The following is a 15,316-nucleotide window of genomic DNA, read 5'->3' on the forward strand; positions in this document are numbered from 1 at the left end:
TGGAGAACGGGGTCAGGCGGCCGCCGGGTTCAGTCGCGTCAGGGCCGCGCGGATGTCGGGGGCGCTGAACGCGAGCAGGAGGCGCCGCGTCGCCAGGGCCTCGGGTTCGGTCAGCGCGCGCAGGTCGGCGGTGAGGCCGCGCAGGTCGGTGCGTTCGAGCGTCCGGCGGACGTCCCGTTCGCCCGTTGCGGCGAGGGCGGCGGCCAGCAGGATGTGCGGGTGGTGGTCCGTGGCCGCGCAGGTGAAGGCCAGGTCGCGGGCCGCGCATGCCGTGATGGACGTCGCGAGTTCGGTGGGCGGCCCGGTGACGCGGAACGCGGCGGCCAGCGGGGCGCCGTGGTCGCGGGCGGCGCGGACGCGGTCGAGCGCGTCCCGCCATCCGGGGGAGTGCCGCACCTCGATGTGGGCGGGCACTCCGGGTGGGAGCCGGGCGAGCGTCACGGCGGCGGCACGGGCCTGGTCGGCGTCCTCGGGCAGCGCGATCCGGACCGCCGACGGCCGGACGCGGGGTTCGGCGTGGACGGCGTCCAGCGTCTCCGAGAGCCCGTCGATGCCAGCGTCGGCGATCACACCGAGGTCGAGCAGGTCCTCCGGGACGAGCCGGGCCCGCAGTTCGGCGAACCGCGACGCGGGGCACAGGAGCCGACCGACGACCGGGTCATGTCCGGCGTCGCGGTGGGCCGCCAGCGCCCCGTCCATCGGGGCGCGGCCCGGTGGGCAGAGCGCGGCGTCGTCGACCAGCCGGGCGAGTAGGGCGCCCATGCGGCACCACTACCCCGGCCCTGGACCTGTCACGCCGAAATCTCAGTCGGCGGGCGGGGTGGGGCCGCTGCGGAAGTTCGACGACGGCGGCGGGTTCAGGTCTCCGCCGTCCGGGTCCTCGGCCCGGTCGGCGGGCGGGCCGTCGTCCTCGTCGGCGTCCTCGACGGCGCCGGCCTCGAGGGCGGGCACCACGATGTCGGGACGGGTCGTCGACGCGATCGGGCGCGGCTCGGTGTCCTCACGTGCCCGGGTGCGGACCAGTTCGACGTCGGTCGGCAGCAGCGCGGGCGCGGTCTCCACGGACCGCCGCGGCTCCGGAAGGGTCTCCAGCGGCGGGGGCGCGGGCTCGGACGACAGGTCGTCGTCGGCCGCGAACGGGATGAGCGGCTCCTCATGCTCCTCATGCTCGTCCGGCTCGTCCGGCTCGGCGCGCGGCGCCTCTGTCTCCGTCTCCGTCGGGGCCTCCAGGGCCAGGAGCCCGGGCACGGCGGGTTCGAGGACCTTGACGTGACCGCGCTGCGTCTCGACGGGCGCGGGCTCCTCGGAGGCGGGACGCGCCACCCGGATCTGCTTGAACATCGTCAGCCACAGCCACACGGCGATCACCAGCATCACGTGCGGCGCCACCGCCACGCCCGCGCGGACCGCGTCGCGGGGCAGCGACGACATCCCCCAGACCGAGTCCTGGACGGAGATCGCGGCCCCGCCGGCGATGAGGAGCAGCAGCAGGGCCCAGCGCGTCAGCCGCGTCCACCAGCGGGCGTTCCGGGTGATCACGAGGGACAGGATCGTCATCGTGGTGAGCGTGTCCGCGATCGCCGGGTACAGCGGCGTCCAGCGTTCGCCGACGCCGCCGTAGCGGGCGAGTTCGCGGAGGACGTCATAGGTCAGCGCGAACGCGGCGCCCGCCAGGACGGCGACGATGAGCCCCGCGAGGGCCGTGAGCAGCCGCCGCTGCGCCGTGGTGAAAGTTGGCCGGGTCGGGTCAGAAGACATGTCACTCGTTCCGAAGGGGCGCCTGAGGGTCTTGAGGGGAGAGTAACCAGCCGGGACGGCAGTGACCCGACACTTGAGAATGATCACGTAGCCCTGCGAGCGATATCAACGGAGTCGTACGGTATGCACGACGGCATCCCGAGGGGAGGCAGCGATTCCGGGGGATCGTCTCGGTGAACTGGTCCGGACGTTCGACGGCCGGGCCGCTGACCGCCGTACGTGGACGTGGCTCGCTCTGCTCGGCGCGGCCTCGCTGGCGTTGGTGCCCGCGGCGATCGCCGCCCTGCACGGCCGCATCTGGTGGGCGGGCGTGCCTGCGCTCGTGCTCTCCATGGGCTTCGCGGGCGGGGTCGGCTGGATCGCCGGACGTGGCCTGCCGCGCCTGCGCGGCCGGATCGTGTCGCTCCACACCGGCGGCCTGGTGGTCGCCGGGCCCGGGGGAGAGGCCCAATACGCGTGGGACGAGCTGGAATCCGTGACCGTGTCCGGGGTGCGGAACGCCGCGCGTGAGCGCACCCGCTGGTCCTTCACGATCGTCGCCGAAGACGGGACCGTCCTGCGGCTGGGCGACGACGTCCCGGACGTGCGGGAACTCGGCGAGGCCGTGGCCGCGGAGGTGACCGCGCGGCTCGTCCCGCGCCATCTCGCGGCCGTGAAGGCGGGCGAGACCGTCAGGATGGGCCCGTTCGCCCTCGACCGCGACGGCGTCGAGAAGGACGGCGAGCGACTCCCGTGGCACGCCGTCCTGGATGTCGAAATCGACAACGGTCTGGTCACCGTTCATTCCTGGACCAACCGCCCGGACCTGGTCGCCGTGGCCGCCCAGACCCCGGACGCGTTAGCCTTCGTGGTGCTATGCCACCAGGTCAGGGACCTGACTGAAACATCCTGAAGATATGACCGGCCGGGTCCGATGGGGGCGGCGGCCGGTGAGACTCCGCCGCTAACTACACTGTGCGCGCTCGAATTCCAATAGCCTGTGCGTTGTGAGTCTGCGCTTCTACGACACCGGCACCCGTAGCGTCCGTGCGTTCGAGCCCCTGGAAGAGGGCCGCGTGGGGATGTACGTGTGTGGTGCCACCCCGCAGGCCTCCCCCCATATCGGCCATCTACGGTCGGGCGTGATCTACGACGTGCTGCTGCGCTGGCTGCGCGCGTCCGGATACGAGGTGACGTTCGCCCGTAACGTCACCGATGTCGACGACAAGATCATCGCCGTGGCGGCGGAGCGGGGCGTGCCGTGGTTCGCGGTCGCCGAGGGCAACCAGCGGATCTTCACCCAGGGCTATGACCTGCTCGGCTGCCTGCCCCCGACGATCGAGCCACGCGCCACCGGACATGTCCCCGAGATGATCACGCTGATGCGCCGCCTGATCGAGAACGGTCACGCCTACGCGGTCGGCGGCGATGTGTACTTCGACGTCGCGTCCTGGGCCGACCAGTACGGCCGGTTGTCGAACCAGCGGCTGGAGAACCTGCGCGCCGCGGGCGACACGCCCAACGAGGACCTCAAACGCGACCCGCGCGACTTCGCGCTGTGGAAGGGCGCCAAGCCCGGCGAGCCGTCCTGGGAGACCCCGTGGGGCGAGGGACGGCCCGGCTGGCACCTGGAGTGCTCGGCGATGGCGACCAGGTACCTCGGGTCCACGTTCGACATCCACGGCGGCGGCGTCGACCTGATCTTCCCGCACCACGAGAACGAGATCGCCCAGTCACGGGCCGCCGGTGACGGGTTCGCCCGCTACTGGCTGCACAACGGGCTGCTCACCGTGGACGGCGAGAAGATGAGCAAGTCCGTCGGCAACGTGGTGCTGCTGCCCGACCTGCTCGACAAGGCCCGTCCGGTGGAGATCCGGTACTACCTGGCCTCGGCGCACTACCGGTCGCTGATGGACTTCACGGACGCGTCCCTGGCCGAGGCCGTCTCCGCCTACCAGCGCATCGAGGGGTTCGCGACCCGGGCATCAGAAGTGGTGAGCACGGTCGCGCCGGCGCCGTCCGTCCCGGCCGCGTTCGCCGCCGCGCTGGACGACGACCTCGGCGTCCCGCACGGGCTCGCGGTGCTGCACGAGACCGTCCGGGAGGGGAACAGCGCCCTCGCGTCCGGCGACCTCGACGCGGTGCGCCGCCACCTCGCCGACGTCCGGGCCATGGCGGACGTCCTCGGCGTCGACCCGCTGTCGTCGCAGTGGCGCCGCGCCGGCGAGGACGACCTCCGTCCCGTCGTGGACGCCCTCGTCGCGGTCGCGCTCGAGCAGCGGCAGGCCGCCCGCGCCCGCAAGGACTACGCGGCCGCCGACGCCATCCGCGACAGCCTGTCGGAGGCCGGAATCCTCGTCGAGGACACCCCGCAGGGCCCCCGCTGGGAGCTGAAGCGCGACTGAGGTAGCGCACGGCGGATAAAATCGAACGTTCGCGGGGGTATGCAGCCGTCCCGCCGAGATCCAAGCCGCCACCGGGGCGGACGAGCACCGTAGCCAGGGGAGCGCACCTGATCATGGCCAAGCGCAAGGGCAAGGGACCGACTCCCAAGGCCGAGGACCGGCACTGGTACGGCAAGCGCCAGAAGGCGCGCGCCGTCAAGAGCGCCAAGCGCACCGGCACGTCGACGCTCGGCCCCGGCAGCCGCCTGAAGCCCGAGTCCCGGGAACGCCCCGGCCGTGCCGGCACGGGCCGTCCGGCGGGCGCGCGACGCGCCTCCGGCGAGGTCCCGGAACTGGTCACGGGCCGTAACCCGGTCGTCGAGGCCCTCCGAGCCGGGGTCCCTGGAACGGCCCTGTACGTGACGTCCGGCACCGACGAACGCATTCGCGAGTCGATCCAGCTGGCCGCCGACCGCCGCATCCCCCTGCTGGAGACCGCCCGGCCCGAACTCGACCGCCTCACCGACGGCGCCGTCCACCAGGGCATCGCCCTCCAGGTCAAGCCGTACCGCTACGCGCACCCCGACGACCTGCTCACCGGCCCGGCGCCGCTGATCGTCGCGGTGGACGGAATCACGGACCCGCGCAACCTGGGCGCGATCGTCCGCTCCGCGGCAGCGTTCGGCGCGTCCGGCGTGGTCGTCCCCGAACGGCGCGCCGCCGGAGTCACCGCGGGCACATGGAAGTCGTCCGCAGGCACGCTGGCGACCGTCCCGGTAGCCCAGGCGACGAACCTCACCCGCCAGCTCAAGGCGTACCAGAAAGCAGGCTGTTTCGTCGCCGGTCTGGACGCCCACGGCGAGGTCACCGTCGCCGACCTGGAAGTCGCCTCCGGACCATTCGTGCTGGTCATCGGCTCCGAAGGCAAAGGCCTGGGACGCCTGGTCGCCGAAACATGCGACCTACTGGTCACGATCCCCATGCCCGGCACAGCGGAGTCACTCAACGCCGGCGTAGCCGCCGGCATCGCCCTGTACGAGGTCAGCCGCCGCCGAACGGAATAATCTCAACGTTCAGAAACTTGACGTTCACGTATGCCTGAACGCTGAGAGGTGAACGTCGATGACCGCCGTCACGGCACCCCGAGCCCTGCGAGCCCGCCACGCCACCGACCTGGCCCTGGCCGCCTTCGCCCCCGCCAGTTGGGGCACCACCTACGTCGTCACCACCACCATGCTGCCCGCCGACCGCCCCCTACTCGCTGCCACCCTCCGCGCCCTGCCCGCCGGACTCATCCTGCTGGCCGTCACCCACCGCCTCCCACGCGGCGACTGGTGGTGGAAGTCGATCGTCCTCGGCATGCTGAACTTCGGCGCCTTCTTCCCCTTGATCTTCTTCGCCGCCTACCGGCTGCCCGGCGGGGTCGCCTCCACCATCGGCTCCGTCCAGCCGCTCATCGTGGCACTGCTGTCCCTGGGCGTTCTACGAATCCGACCCACCCGCGCCGTCCTGTACGCGGCCCTGGCCGGAACCGGCGGCGTGGCGCTCCTCACGTTGACCGCCGAGGCCCGCCTGGACCCGCTGGGCATCGCCGCCATGCTCACCGCGACGTCCCTGATGGCGACCGCGATCGTCCTGGCCAAGAAGTGGGGCCGCCCCGAATCACCCCTCGTCATGACCGCCTGGCAACTCACCGTCGGCGGCCTGGTCCTCGCCCCCCTCACCCTCACCCTCGAAGGCGTCCCACCCACCATCAACGGCGAGAACGCCTTGGGCTTCGCCTACCTGGGCCTGGTCGGCACGGCAATCGCCTACGCCCTCTGGTTCCGCGGCATCGACCGCCTCCCCGCCACCTCCGTCTCCCTCCTAGGCCTCACCAACCCCCTGGTCGCCACCCTCGCCGGCCTCCTCATCCTGAGCCAAACACTCACCCCCTGGCAGCTGGTCGGCTTCACCATCGCCCTGGGCGCCCTGGTGGCCGGCCAGGCCGCCGCCCGCCCCCCTAGCCCTGAAACGGCCGCACCTCCATCGGCAACCCCGTAACCCGGACATACCGCGCCGCCACCTTCAACGCCGCGTCCAGATCCTCCACCGCGACGATGACGATCCCCCCGACATGCTCCTCGCTCTCCACCCAGGGCCCATCGGTAGCGACCACCTCCTCGTCCCTGAGCCGCACCACGGTGCTCTCCTCGGGCTGGTGCAACCGCCTCCCGAACACCCACGCCTCCTGCGACTCCAGATCCCTCCGGATCTCCGCGAGCTCCGCCATCACCGGCTCCAGCACCTCCGGCGGCGGCACCTCACCCACAGGCTGAATCATGTTGAGCACGTACAACGTCATAACTTCCCCCTGCCCCGATCCCCCGAGATCACGACCCCCATCACCGACACCCCACCAAGACCAGCCTCCCCAACCCCGCCCCTGAGAAAAACTCCCGCGCAAGCCCCCCACCAAGTCGACTACGATGCGGGACGAACCAGCCGGCGTAGCTCAATTGGCAGAGCATCTGTCTTGTAAACAGAAGGTTAGGGGTTCAAGTCCCCTCGCCGGCTCCACCCAAAGCCCCCTCCGGAGGGGGCCTCCGCCCTACAGACTCGCCACCACCGCACCGCCAAAAGACGCCCGTCGCCCGACGGGTTGCCCACTGTCCCCATACACATAGCCCCGAAGCATGATCACCGGACCGCCCAAGCCCCACGCCCGCCACACGAACGGGCCACCCGCCAGAAGCAACGACATCGCATGAACGCGCCGCCCGCCATGAAGCCGCGATGGGGGGCGCTTCGAGGCCGCCGCCGGTCAATCCGGGCCGGGCGCGCGGCCTCTCCGGCCGACCCGCCTCGGCCGCCCGACCTGTTGCGGCCGGTTCGTTGCGTTTCTCGGCGATGAGATCGTGTGATCTTGCTCGACGGGTCGATGATGGACGCCATGACGGTTTCCAGGCGAGGCCGATGGGCCGTTCGGTGAGTGCCTTGATCGAGCGTTGCGTGATCTCCTGTTGGGTGAGCATGCGGGGTTCGGGGTTCGCGTCTTGGTGGGGCACCGGGTGCACCGCACGGGACGCGTGGCCGCCTTCTTCGCGGGCCGGGGGATCGGGGGCTTCAGGGTGGCCGGGGCGTTGGCCTCGGCGAGGTGTCCGCCTCGCCAGGCGGGGCTGCGGATGTAGGTGCTCGGCGTAGGTGATTTTCCAGTTGGGGTATGTGCGGCCTAGTTGTTCCGGCGACCGCTCGGCATTCACTGGTCACCTCCGGTGGCGCTGTCCTGCTCGTTGAGCAGGGCCTTTAGGTCTTCGGCGCAGTCGGCCCGCAGGTAGGGGACGAGCCCGGCGACCGTGTCGGTGAGGGTGAGTTGGTCGCGGCGCGACGCCCACCAGGTGCCGGTGTCGCTGACCCACACCCACCAGTCCGGGTACTGGCCCTGGGGCCGGACCATCGGGGTTTCCGGGGCTGTATCTGCAATGTCACAGTGCGTCATGGAGGACAGAGTCATACTGAAGGCGACTGTGAACTATCAAAACCTGTGATATGCGGGGGAGGTATGGCCGACGCGATCGGCAAACGCATCGCTGAGCTGCGGAAACTGCGAGGTCTGAGTCAGCGAGGCCTTAGCCGGCGTGCCCACGTCTCGTACAGTCTTCTCACCAAGGTGGAGCAGGGACATCGTCCGGCGTCGCCCGCGCTCATTGGTGCCGTCGCCCGCGCCCTGCGTGTTGACGTCCCATGCGTTACCGGCCAGCCGTACCAGGAGCCCATGGGCAAGTTGCGGCAGTTGCAGGCCACCATCGACCCGATTCGCCGTGCCCTGCTTACGCACGACCTGCCGCCCGACGACGCGCTACCCGTTCGCACCGTCACGGAACTGCGCCGTGACGTGCAGGAGGTGTCACAGCTCGGCCGCCACGCCCGGTACCTCCGCCTCGGGCAAATGCTTCCCGGGTTGCTGGAGGAGTTGTCCGTCGCGATCCATACCGAGGACGACCCGCAGCTGCACGCGCTGCTGGCCGAGGCGTATGGCGGTGCGTCCGCTCTCGCGCACCAGCTCGGTTACCAGGACATGCGCGCAACCGTTCTGGACCGGATCGAGCGGGAGAGTCACCTGTCCCGTGACCCGCTGCGGGTGGCGCGGACGCAGTGGTCGCGGGGCGCGTCGCTGCTCGGCGCGGGTGCGCACCAGGCGGGGCTGACGTTGATGGAGCGGACCCGCCGGAGCCTTGGTGAGGGGCCTGAGGGAATGGAACCCGCCGCGTTGTCGGTCTTCGGGTCGTTGCATTTGCGGTCGTCGGTGCTCGCCGCGCGTGCCGGTGACGCCGAGCTGTCCGAGGTGCATCTGGCGGAGGCGGCCCGCGCCGCCGATCTGCTACCGAATCCTGCCGCGAATCACTATGGGCTGGAGTTCGGACCGGGCAACGTCGCACTGCACGGGGTATCCGCGGCGGTGGAGCTGGAGGACGGCGCGCGAGCGATCGAGCGCGCGGCGCCGTTGTACGAGCAGCTGCCACCGGGATTGCCGCCCGTCCGGCTCGGGCACTTCTGGATCGAGGTCGCGCGGGCCTGGTACTACCAGGGTGACCGCCGTCGTGCGTTCGACGCGCTTCGCCGGGCGCGGCGGGTCGCGCCACAACAGGTCCGTATTCATCCGATGGTGCGAGAACTGCTCGCGATAATCGCTGGCGCGGAGGCACGACCCAGCGAGGACCTCCGTGCGTTCGCTGCGTGGCTTGGCTTGGACTGACGCGCTAGGCGATCACGTCGTCCGGCCGGTCCAGCCAGAGGTGTTCCCCGTCCTCGTCGACCGTGAGGCCGAGTCTGTCGAGGACGGGGCGGCCGAGTGACTGCCATTGGAAGTACGCGTCGGCGACCTCGTCCCACAGGTCACGGTTGCCGTGTTGGCGCACCTCGAACACGTTCTCGTGTTCGCCGAAAACGGCGATCGCCCAGCAGTCTGGGTCGTGCCCGTCTAGCAGCCACAGCGAGTCGTCCGCGCGGCGCGCTGCGATCCCTGGTGCCAGGTGAGTGATGACCAGGTCCGCGGCGGCCGGGGCGTATGCGATGGTCCGCGGATTGACGCTGGTTCGGGTCACGCGAGCACCGGACGCGTCCCATTCGGCGGAGTGGTCGTCGGCGGGGCGCTGGGACCGTAGCGGCATGTACCCGCTGGTGCCGGGGAAACGACCGACACCGGTCCCGTCCGGGAGAACGTCCACTTGGGCGACCAGGCCGTATCCGAACCACCGGCCGTATGGGGTGACGATGCGGCCGCCGGGCCGTGTTTGCGCGAGCCATGCGGGCGGGATGGACTGTACGGAGCAGGTGGCGTGCACCCGGTCATAGGGAGCGTCCGTGGAGTAGCCGTCGGCGCCGTCCTCGACGATCAGTGTGGGCGTGGGCCCGCCTGCGGGCAGGGCTGCTGCGAGGTTCTTTTCGGCGAGGGCGGTCAGTTCGGGGTCGACCTCGACGGAGACGACGGCGCCGGTTTCGCCGACGATCTGGGTGGTGAGCGCGGCGGAGTAGCCGGTGCCGGTGCCGATCTCAAGGACTCGATGGCTCTGGTCCAAGTCGAGGTGCCCGAAGTTGTACAGGACGCCGGACAGTGCTGACAGAGAAGAGGTGGGGTCGCCGCGCCCGGTGCTCGGGTCGGTGGCGCCGTCGTCGGCCTGGGTGATGATCGGCGCGTCACTGTAGACCGCGTCCCACCATTCGTCCGGCCGCTCGTCCCGGTCTATGGGCCCGTTGGCCGTCCATGCTCGGGTCGGGACGAAGGCATGCCGAGGCACCGCCCGCAACGCCTTCACCCAGAGGTCCGCCGGGTCGGGGAGGTGCCCCTTCGCTTGGACCTCGGCGATGAGCACGGCGAGGCGCTCATCGGCGGAGCCTGTGCGGGCCATTACTTCTCGCGCTTTCCGCCGCCGGGTGGAGGTCCGGTGTCCGGGTTCGGTGGTGGGGGAGGTTTGGGGTTTTGTGGTTTGGGAGCTTCATGTTCGCCCACGGGGCACCTCCTCACGGGTCGTTGCGTCACATACGGTAGAAGTTCAATGACTCTTCGTCTAGGTGCTCCGAGAGTGAGTGCCGCGTAAGGGGCACGAGTCGCACCGCGGTCTCTGGGTGATCCCGAGCCACGCGGTCATCAGCTTGCGGTGGCGGATCGGGTCGCGTCCGGGCGCCTGCCGGCATACGTGGTGCGCGAGCTGCTGCTCCCTGAGCTTGACGGCCGCCGGTCTTGCCCTTACCTGTGGACCGGGGGCGCGGCTGATCGATCGTTGCAAGCCCAGGTACTGCGGCAGCAGGCCGCCCAATGACCTGGCAACTGAATTGTGAGAAGGGCCCTGTGTAAGGCGGAGTGACTCGAGTTCAGGTGGGGTGGGGAGAGTGGCCGCCGTCAGGCATGGAGTTCAGGTAGTTTGCGCGTCCTTCGGTGTCGAGGTCGAAGGGGGTTTCGGGGATGATGCAGAACTCGTTTCCCTCGGGGTCGGCCATGACCAGGAAGCCGCCGGACGCGTACTGCTGGAGCCGTTGGCCGCCCAGAGACTCGACTCGCTCCTGTTCGGCGGCGGGGTCAGGTGAAGCGACGTCGAAATGGATGCGGTTCTTGCCGACCTTGGGCTCGGTGACCTTCTGGAAGCCCAGTCCTGGGCCGTCACCGCGTTCGAGCCAGACATAGGGGCCTGTCCTGGCCGTGATGGGGCGTCCAAGGACTTGAGCCCAGAACAACGCCAGTCGTTCCGGGTCCTCGCAGTCGATGATGAGGTCCTTGATGTTCAGGTTGAGGCTCTTCATTTTTCGATGGTCGCAGGGGGGGACGGACGGCCGCCTCGGGCGTGCCATATTCGTGCGTGTGGTTGAGAGGACGGATCTTGAGCGGTTGCGGGCGGCGTTCGCTGAACTGGGTGAGCGTGGGTTCGGGGCTGATTTCGACGTTGCCTGGTGAGCGTTCACCAAGCAGGGCGTTGTTGCCGAGACGCCGCGTGGGCCGAAGGGCTTCCTCTGCGGCTATGCGCAGGCTTACGCCGATGCGTTCTTCGCCGAGGAAGGGTGGGGTGTGGCCGAGCATCCGATGCCCGAGTGGGTGAAGGACGAGATCGAGGCGTTGAAGCCCCAACTGTTGGCGACCGCCGGGATCGATCCCGAGGCTATCCTGCAGGCTCACGAGCGAGACGGTTGAGCTGGACGTCTACTGAGCGTTCTGGTCGGACGGGGCCGGGCGGGATGTGCGGTTGCGGCTGAATTTTTCGAACGTCGGGTTCATTCAGGTGGGGGCTCGGCAGGTCGCTCTGTATGAGGTGTTGGGGCATGGGCTTCCCAGCGCCTCGCTGACCGCTCGGGCGGCGGACCGTTGGTGCGGTTGCTCAGTGTGCGCGTGCCGCAACAGGTCATGCTTGGCACCAGCGGACGTCCCCCAGATGCACCTGCCTGAGAACGAGCTGGCTGTAGTGGGCGAGCCGGGCACGGGCGAGGAGCACCCTCGTTTGTTGCTCTCGCGGAGGCGGGCATGGCGGCTGTGCTTTGGGAGGTGTGGCGGGCGCTGTTGACGTCTGGTGATCTGGTGGTGCTGTGGGCGGCGGGGCCGGTCATCGGTGGGGCGGGTGCTGGGGCGTTCAAGATCGAATTGGGTCGAAGGTTCGACAAACTCGTAGATACATAAGAGTTCCTGTTCCGCCACCCGGATCGGCCGGGTGTCCCGTGCTGGAACTGAGTGGGCGTCCGTGTCGTCTACACCGGTAGAGCGCATGTCCGTTTCGCCTCACCGGTACAGGGAGAGCCATGGCGAAGGTCAGGGTCTACGAACTCGCCAAGGTATTCGGCGTCGAGAGTAAAGTCGTCATGGCGAAGCTTCACGAGATGGGCGAGTTCGTCCACACCGCCTCCAGTCCCGTTGAACCTTCGGTGGTGAGACGGCTTACCGAGGCGCTCGCGCCGCAGGCGTCGCCGCGCTCGCTCGTCCCCAACCCCACCTGGCTTTCCACGCAGCGGGGGCCCGCCGGATCGTCGGCGCGGCCCGATCCGAGGCCCGCTCCGCCGCCGCGTCGGCCGGAGCCGCGGCCCGCCGAGCCGCGTGTCGACGTCCAACAGGAGATCGAGGCCTCGCGGATCAAAGAGGATATTCTCAAGTCGTGGGAGCGTCTGACGAGTTATATTCCGGAGACCTACAACAATCGCGACTGGCTTTCCGGTAAGAGTCGGGTCAGTCGGGCCCGTGTGTCCTTCGCGCAAAGTGTTCGGAACTGGGTCGCGCATCCGGATGGAAATGAGCCACAACTCGGCACTCTCCAGGACGCCCTACGGGTCATGCATGAAATCGAGCGTCGACTTCCCGCGCGTCATCGAAACAAATCGGCGCTCTGACGGAGCGTCTGTAAACGCAGGTCAGCGTGAGCCTGGCGCGGGTCTGGTCGGGTGCGGGTCCGGGATTTTACGGTTGGGGCATGACATCGCTCGTGTATCAGCGGAGCATCGCGGGGCCGCGGCCCGGAGTGGAAACAGCCCGATGGTGGGGGCGGATGGCTCGCAATCCGCTCGAGACGTACGTCGCGCTCGCCCGGAGGTACGGTGACGCCGTTCAGTTGCCGCTCGGTTTGCGGCGGTCGTTCTTTCTGTTGTCGCGACCCGAACATGCCGAACATGTCCTGGTCGCGAACCAGTCCAACTATGTGAAGGCCGTGACGTACCGTCCGCTGCGGGTGTTTCTCGGGGACGGGCTCCTCACGAGCGAGGGGGAGACGTGGCGGCGGCATCGGCGGCTCGTGCAGCCGGTGTTCGCGCAGCGGCATATCGTCGCGTTCGCGCCGCGGATGGTGGAGATCGGCCGCCGGGCCGTGGAGCGGTGGCCCGACGGTGTGCTGCTCGACGCGGCGGACCAGATGCGGCGGATCACGCTGGACGTGGTCGGAGGGGCCCTGTTCGGCAGCGAACTGGCGGGAGAGTCCGCGAAGACCGGCCGGTCACTGGAAAGCCTGCAACGGGCCGTCGTGGTCGGGACGTTCCTGCCCGGCGCGTCGGCCCGGCGGGGGATCTACGCGCGTGTGCCGTGGTTGAAGGACGGCATGGCGCATCTCGACGAACTGGTCGAGAAGGTGGTGAAAGGGTCCGGTGGGGAGCTGCTCGATCTGCTGAAGGACGGCGGCGGTCTCTCCGACGAGGAGCTGCGCGACGAGGTGCTGACGCTGCTGCTCGCCGGGCACGAGACGACGGCCGCCTCCCTGGCCTGGACGTTCATGCTGCTTTCCCAGTACCCGGCGGCCCGGGAGCGGCTGGAGCAGGAAGTGGACGAGGTGCTCGCGGATAGGGATCCGCGGGCCGAGGACATCGACCGGCTGCCGTGGACGCGGGCCGTCCTCTCCGAGGCGATGCGGCTTCGTCCACCGGCATGGACCCTCGAACGTGACGCGGTCGACGACGATGAGGTGGCAGGAGTGCCGGTGCCCGCCGGGTCGACGGTGGCGGTCTCGCCGTTCCTGCTGCATCGGAACGTCGAGTTCTGGCCCAATCCGGAGGGTTTCCACCCGGAACGGTTCATGGGGACGCCGGAGCACCCCAGATACGCCTACCTGCCGTTCGGGGGAGGCAGGCGTATCTGTGTGGGCGCGGGGTTCGCGATGTTGGAGGCGACGCTGCTGCTCGCGACGATCACCCGGACCCATCGGCTCGATCTGGCGCCGGGCGTGTCCGTGGAGGCTCGGGCGGAGGTCACGCTCCGGCCCGCAGGTCTCGTCCCGATGCGGGTGACCCGCCGGTAGGGAGTCATTTCCCGCGCGGCAGCAGCAGCGCCGGGACGACGGCGAACGCGCCGATGACCAAAGCGATCCAGAAGGCGTGGCCGAAGGCGGTGGCCAGGAGCGGCGCGACCTGGACGCGTGCCTCGTCCGGCAGCGGGGCGTGCGCCGCCCCGGCCAGACCGGGGGCCCGCGCGGTGATCTCGTGTTGCAGGATCACCGCCAGCGTGGTCGTGCCGACGGACGCGCCCATGCGTTGCAGGGTGTTGATCGCACTGGTCGCCCGCGGGATCAGCGGTCCGGGCAGGCCCTGGTAGGCGGCGGCCATCGACGGCGTGATCGTCGCGCCGAGACCGAGGCCGATCACGAACAGCGCGGCGCCCAGCAGGACCGGTGAGGTGTCCGCGTGGATCTGGGTGTAGGCGGCGGTGCCCAGCAGGCCGAGCACGACGCCGGTGGGGACGACGACTCCCGCGCCGAGCCGGTCGGTCAGCCGTCCGGCCAACGGCATCGCCACCGCGGCGCCGACCGCCTGCGGGACGAGCAGCAGACCGGTGGCGAGCGGGCCGTGTCCGCGGACGATCTGCCAGTACAGCGGAAGCAGGACCAGAACGCCGAACAGCGCGACCGCCACGACCACGTTGGTGACGGCTGCGGCGGCGAAGCCACGGACGCGGAACAGCGAGATGTCGATCAGCGCCTGCCGGGTGCGGGCGTGCAGCACGTACAGGCCGATCAGCACGGCCGCCGCGCCGACGATGGCCCAGGTGCGCGGCTCGTCGAGGGCGCCGGGACGTCCGGCCTCGGTGGTGCCGTAGACGAACGCGGTCACGCCACCGCACAGCAGGAACAGGCCCCGGACGTCCAGGGACGCGGGACGCGACGGCGAACGCGGCAGCAGGCGCAGCGCGGCCACGACGGCGATCACGCCGAGCGGAAGGTTGACGAGGAAGATCCAGCGCCAACCGGCCGTCGAGATGGTCAACCCGCCGACGACCGGGCCGGCGACGGAGCCGAGCAGCATCGGCATGCCGATGAAGCCCATCACGCGCCCCATGCGCTCGGGCCCGGCGGCCCGCGCGAGGATCGTCTGCGCGACCGGGATGATCATTCCGCCGCCAAGGCCCTGGACGACGCGGAACGCGATGAGGCTGGGCATCGACCAGGCGGCCGCGCAGAGGGCGGACCCGGCGAGGAACAGCAGCAGCGCGGTGATCCAGACGCGGCGGGCCCCGAACCGTTCGGTGGCCCAACCGCTGATCGGAATGACGCCCGCGAAGCCCAGCATGTAGCCGGTGAGGACCCATTGGACGGTCCCGATGGAGGCGCCGAAGTCCTCGGCGAGCGTGCGGGTGGCGACGTTGACGGCGGTCGCGTCCACGATCGACATGATCGCGCCGAGCACCACCACCGTGCCGATCGCGATGATCGTCCGGTCGAGGGCGGATGCGGGCGGTCTGGTGGGGACGGTGGTGGTCATGGTGG

The 15,316-nt window shown here is 69.9% G+C and carries 15 protein-coding genes and 1 tRNA gene; 9 read left to right on the forward strand and 7 right to left on the reverse strand.

From position 1 onward, the window contains the following. Nucleotides 1-12: 12 nt before the first annotated feature. Together BZB76_RS28100 and BZB76_RS28105 are read right to left on the reverse strand one after the other, a co-directional pair. Nucleotides 13-762 carry a hypothetical protein gene (locus tag BZB76_RS28100; protein WP_121437399.1) on the reverse strand — a complete coding sequence of 250 codons (750 nt, stop codon included), beginning with the start codon at nt 760-762 and terminating at the stop codon, nt 13-15. A gap of 42 nt (nt 763-804) precedes the next feature. Next, entirely contained in the window at nt 805-1,758 is a 954-nt protein-coding gene (locus BZB76_RS28105; protein ID WP_121437400.1) for a DUF2637 domain-containing protein, read from the reverse strand. Nucleotides 1,759-1,936: 178 nt separating this feature from the next. Here BZB76_RS28105 and BZB76_RS28110 point away from each other — a divergent pair, with 178 nt between their 5' ends. The 4 genes from BZB76_RS28110 (at nt 1,937) to BZB76_RS28125 (ending at nt 6,164) form a co-directional block, all read left to right on the forward strand. Then, nucleotides 1,937-2,650: a DUF6585 family protein gene (locus BZB76_RS28110; protein ID WP_337959777.1), complete on the forward strand. Its 714-nt coding sequence runs from the start codon at nt 1,937-1,939 to the stop codon at nt 2,648-2,650. Nucleotides 2,651-2,744: 94 nt separating this feature from the next. Then, entirely contained in the window at nt 2,745-4,142 is a 1,398-nt protein-coding gene (cysS, locus tag BZB76_RS28115; protein ID WP_121437402.1) for a cysteine--tRNA ligase, read from the forward strand. A gap of 113 nt (nt 4,143-4,255) precedes the next feature. Next, a complete protein-coding gene (gene rlmB / locus BZB76_RS28120; RefSeq protein WP_121437403.1) occupies nt 4,256-5,185 on the forward strand; it encodes a 23S rRNA (guanosine(2251)-2'-O)-methyltransferase RlmB in 930 nt (309 codons plus the stop codon). A gap of 58 nt (nt 5,186-5,243) precedes the next feature. Continuing rightward, nucleotides 5,244-6,164: an EamA family transporter gene (locus BZB76_RS28125; RefSeq protein WP_121437404.1), complete on the forward strand. Its 921-nt coding sequence runs from the start codon at nt 5,244-5,246 to the stop codon at nt 6,162-6,164. Here BZB76_RS28125 and BZB76_RS28130 read toward each other — a convergent pair. Next, the gene (locus BZB76_RS28130; protein WP_211343221.1) at nt 6,124-6,444 is read right to left on the reverse strand and encodes a YciI family protein; all 321 of its coding nucleotides are present in this window, start codon (nt 6,442-6,444) and stop codon (nt 6,124-6,126) included. The two genes, BZB76_RS28125 and BZB76_RS28130, sit on opposite strands and share 41 nt — an antisense overlap. Before the next feature lie 160 nt (nt 6,445-6,604). Between BZB76_RS28130 and BZB76_RS28135 the strand changes: the two genes are divergently transcribed. Further along, nucleotides 6,605-6,680, forward strand: a tRNA-Thr gene (locus BZB76_RS28135). A gap of 679 nt (nt 6,681-7,359) precedes the next feature. Here BZB76_RS28135 and BZB76_RS28145 read toward each other — a convergent pair. Then, entirely contained in the window at nt 7,360-7,557 is a 198-nt protein-coding gene (locus BZB76_RS28145) for a hypothetical protein (RefSeq protein WP_121437407.1), read from the reverse strand. Nucleotides 7,558-7,662: 105 nt separating this feature from the next. Between BZB76_RS28145 and BZB76_RS28150 the strand changes: the two genes are divergently transcribed. Next, nucleotides 7,663-8,856, forward strand: coding sequence for a helix-turn-helix domain-containing protein (locus BZB76_RS28150; protein ID WP_121437408.1), 1,194 nt, complete (start codon nt 7,663-7,665; stop codon nt 8,854-8,856). A gap of 4 nt (nt 8,857-8,860) precedes the next feature. Here BZB76_RS28150 and BZB76_RS28155 read toward each other — a convergent pair whose 3' ends face one another. Both BZB76_RS28155 and BZB76_RS28160 read right to left on the reverse strand, forming a co-directional pair. Continuing rightward, on the reverse strand, nt 8,861-10,009 hold the full coding sequence (locus BZB76_RS28155; protein WP_121437409.1) for a methyltransferase domain-containing protein: 1,149 nt from the start codon (nt 10,007-10,009) through the stop codon (nt 8,861-8,863). A gap of 463 nt (nt 10,010-10,472) precedes the next feature. Further along, on the reverse strand, nt 10,473-10,898 hold the full coding sequence (locus tag BZB76_RS28160) for a VOC family protein (RefSeq protein WP_121437410.1): 426 nt from the start codon (nt 10,896-10,898) through the stop codon (nt 10,473-10,475). Between the two features lie 262 nt (nt 10,899-11,160). On the opposite strand from BZB76_RS28160, the gene BZB76_RS36480 reads away from it, so the two are divergent. The 3 genes from BZB76_RS36480 (at nt 11,161) to BZB76_RS28170 (ending at nt 13,855) form a co-directional block, all read left to right on the forward strand. Next, nucleotides 11,161-11,283 carry a hypothetical protein gene (locus BZB76_RS36480; RefSeq protein ID WP_281273918.1) on the forward strand — a complete coding sequence of 41 codons (123 nt, stop codon included), beginning with the start codon at nt 11,161-11,163 and terminating at the stop codon, nt 11,281-11,283. Between the two features lie 599 nt (nt 11,284-11,882). After that, on the forward strand, nt 11,883-12,464 hold the full coding sequence (locus BZB76_RS36555; RefSeq protein ID WP_121437411.1) for a translation initiation factor IF-2 N-terminal domain-containing protein: 582 nt from the start codon (nt 11,883-11,885) through the stop codon (nt 12,462-12,464). A gap of 155 nt (nt 12,465-12,619) precedes the next feature. Continuing rightward, nucleotides 12,620-13,855, forward strand: coding sequence for a cytochrome P450 (locus tag BZB76_RS28170; RefSeq protein WP_170180782.1), 1,236 nt, complete (start codon nt 12,620-12,622; stop codon nt 13,853-13,855). Nucleotides 13,856-13,859: 4 nt separating this feature from the next. Here BZB76_RS28170 and BZB76_RS28175 read toward each other — a convergent pair whose 3' ends face one another. Then, nucleotides 13,860-15,311, reverse strand: coding sequence for a DHA2 family efflux MFS transporter permease subunit (locus BZB76_RS28175; RefSeq protein WP_121437413.1), 1,452 nt, complete (start codon nt 15,309-15,311; stop codon nt 13,860-13,862). Between the last annotated feature and the right edge of the window lie 5 nt (nt 15,312-15,316).

Source organism: Actinomadura pelletieri DSM 43383, from assembly GCF_003634705.1.
Lineage (GTDB): Bacteria > Actinomycetota > Actinomycetes > Streptosporangiales > Streptosporangiaceae > Spirillospora > Spirillospora pelletieri.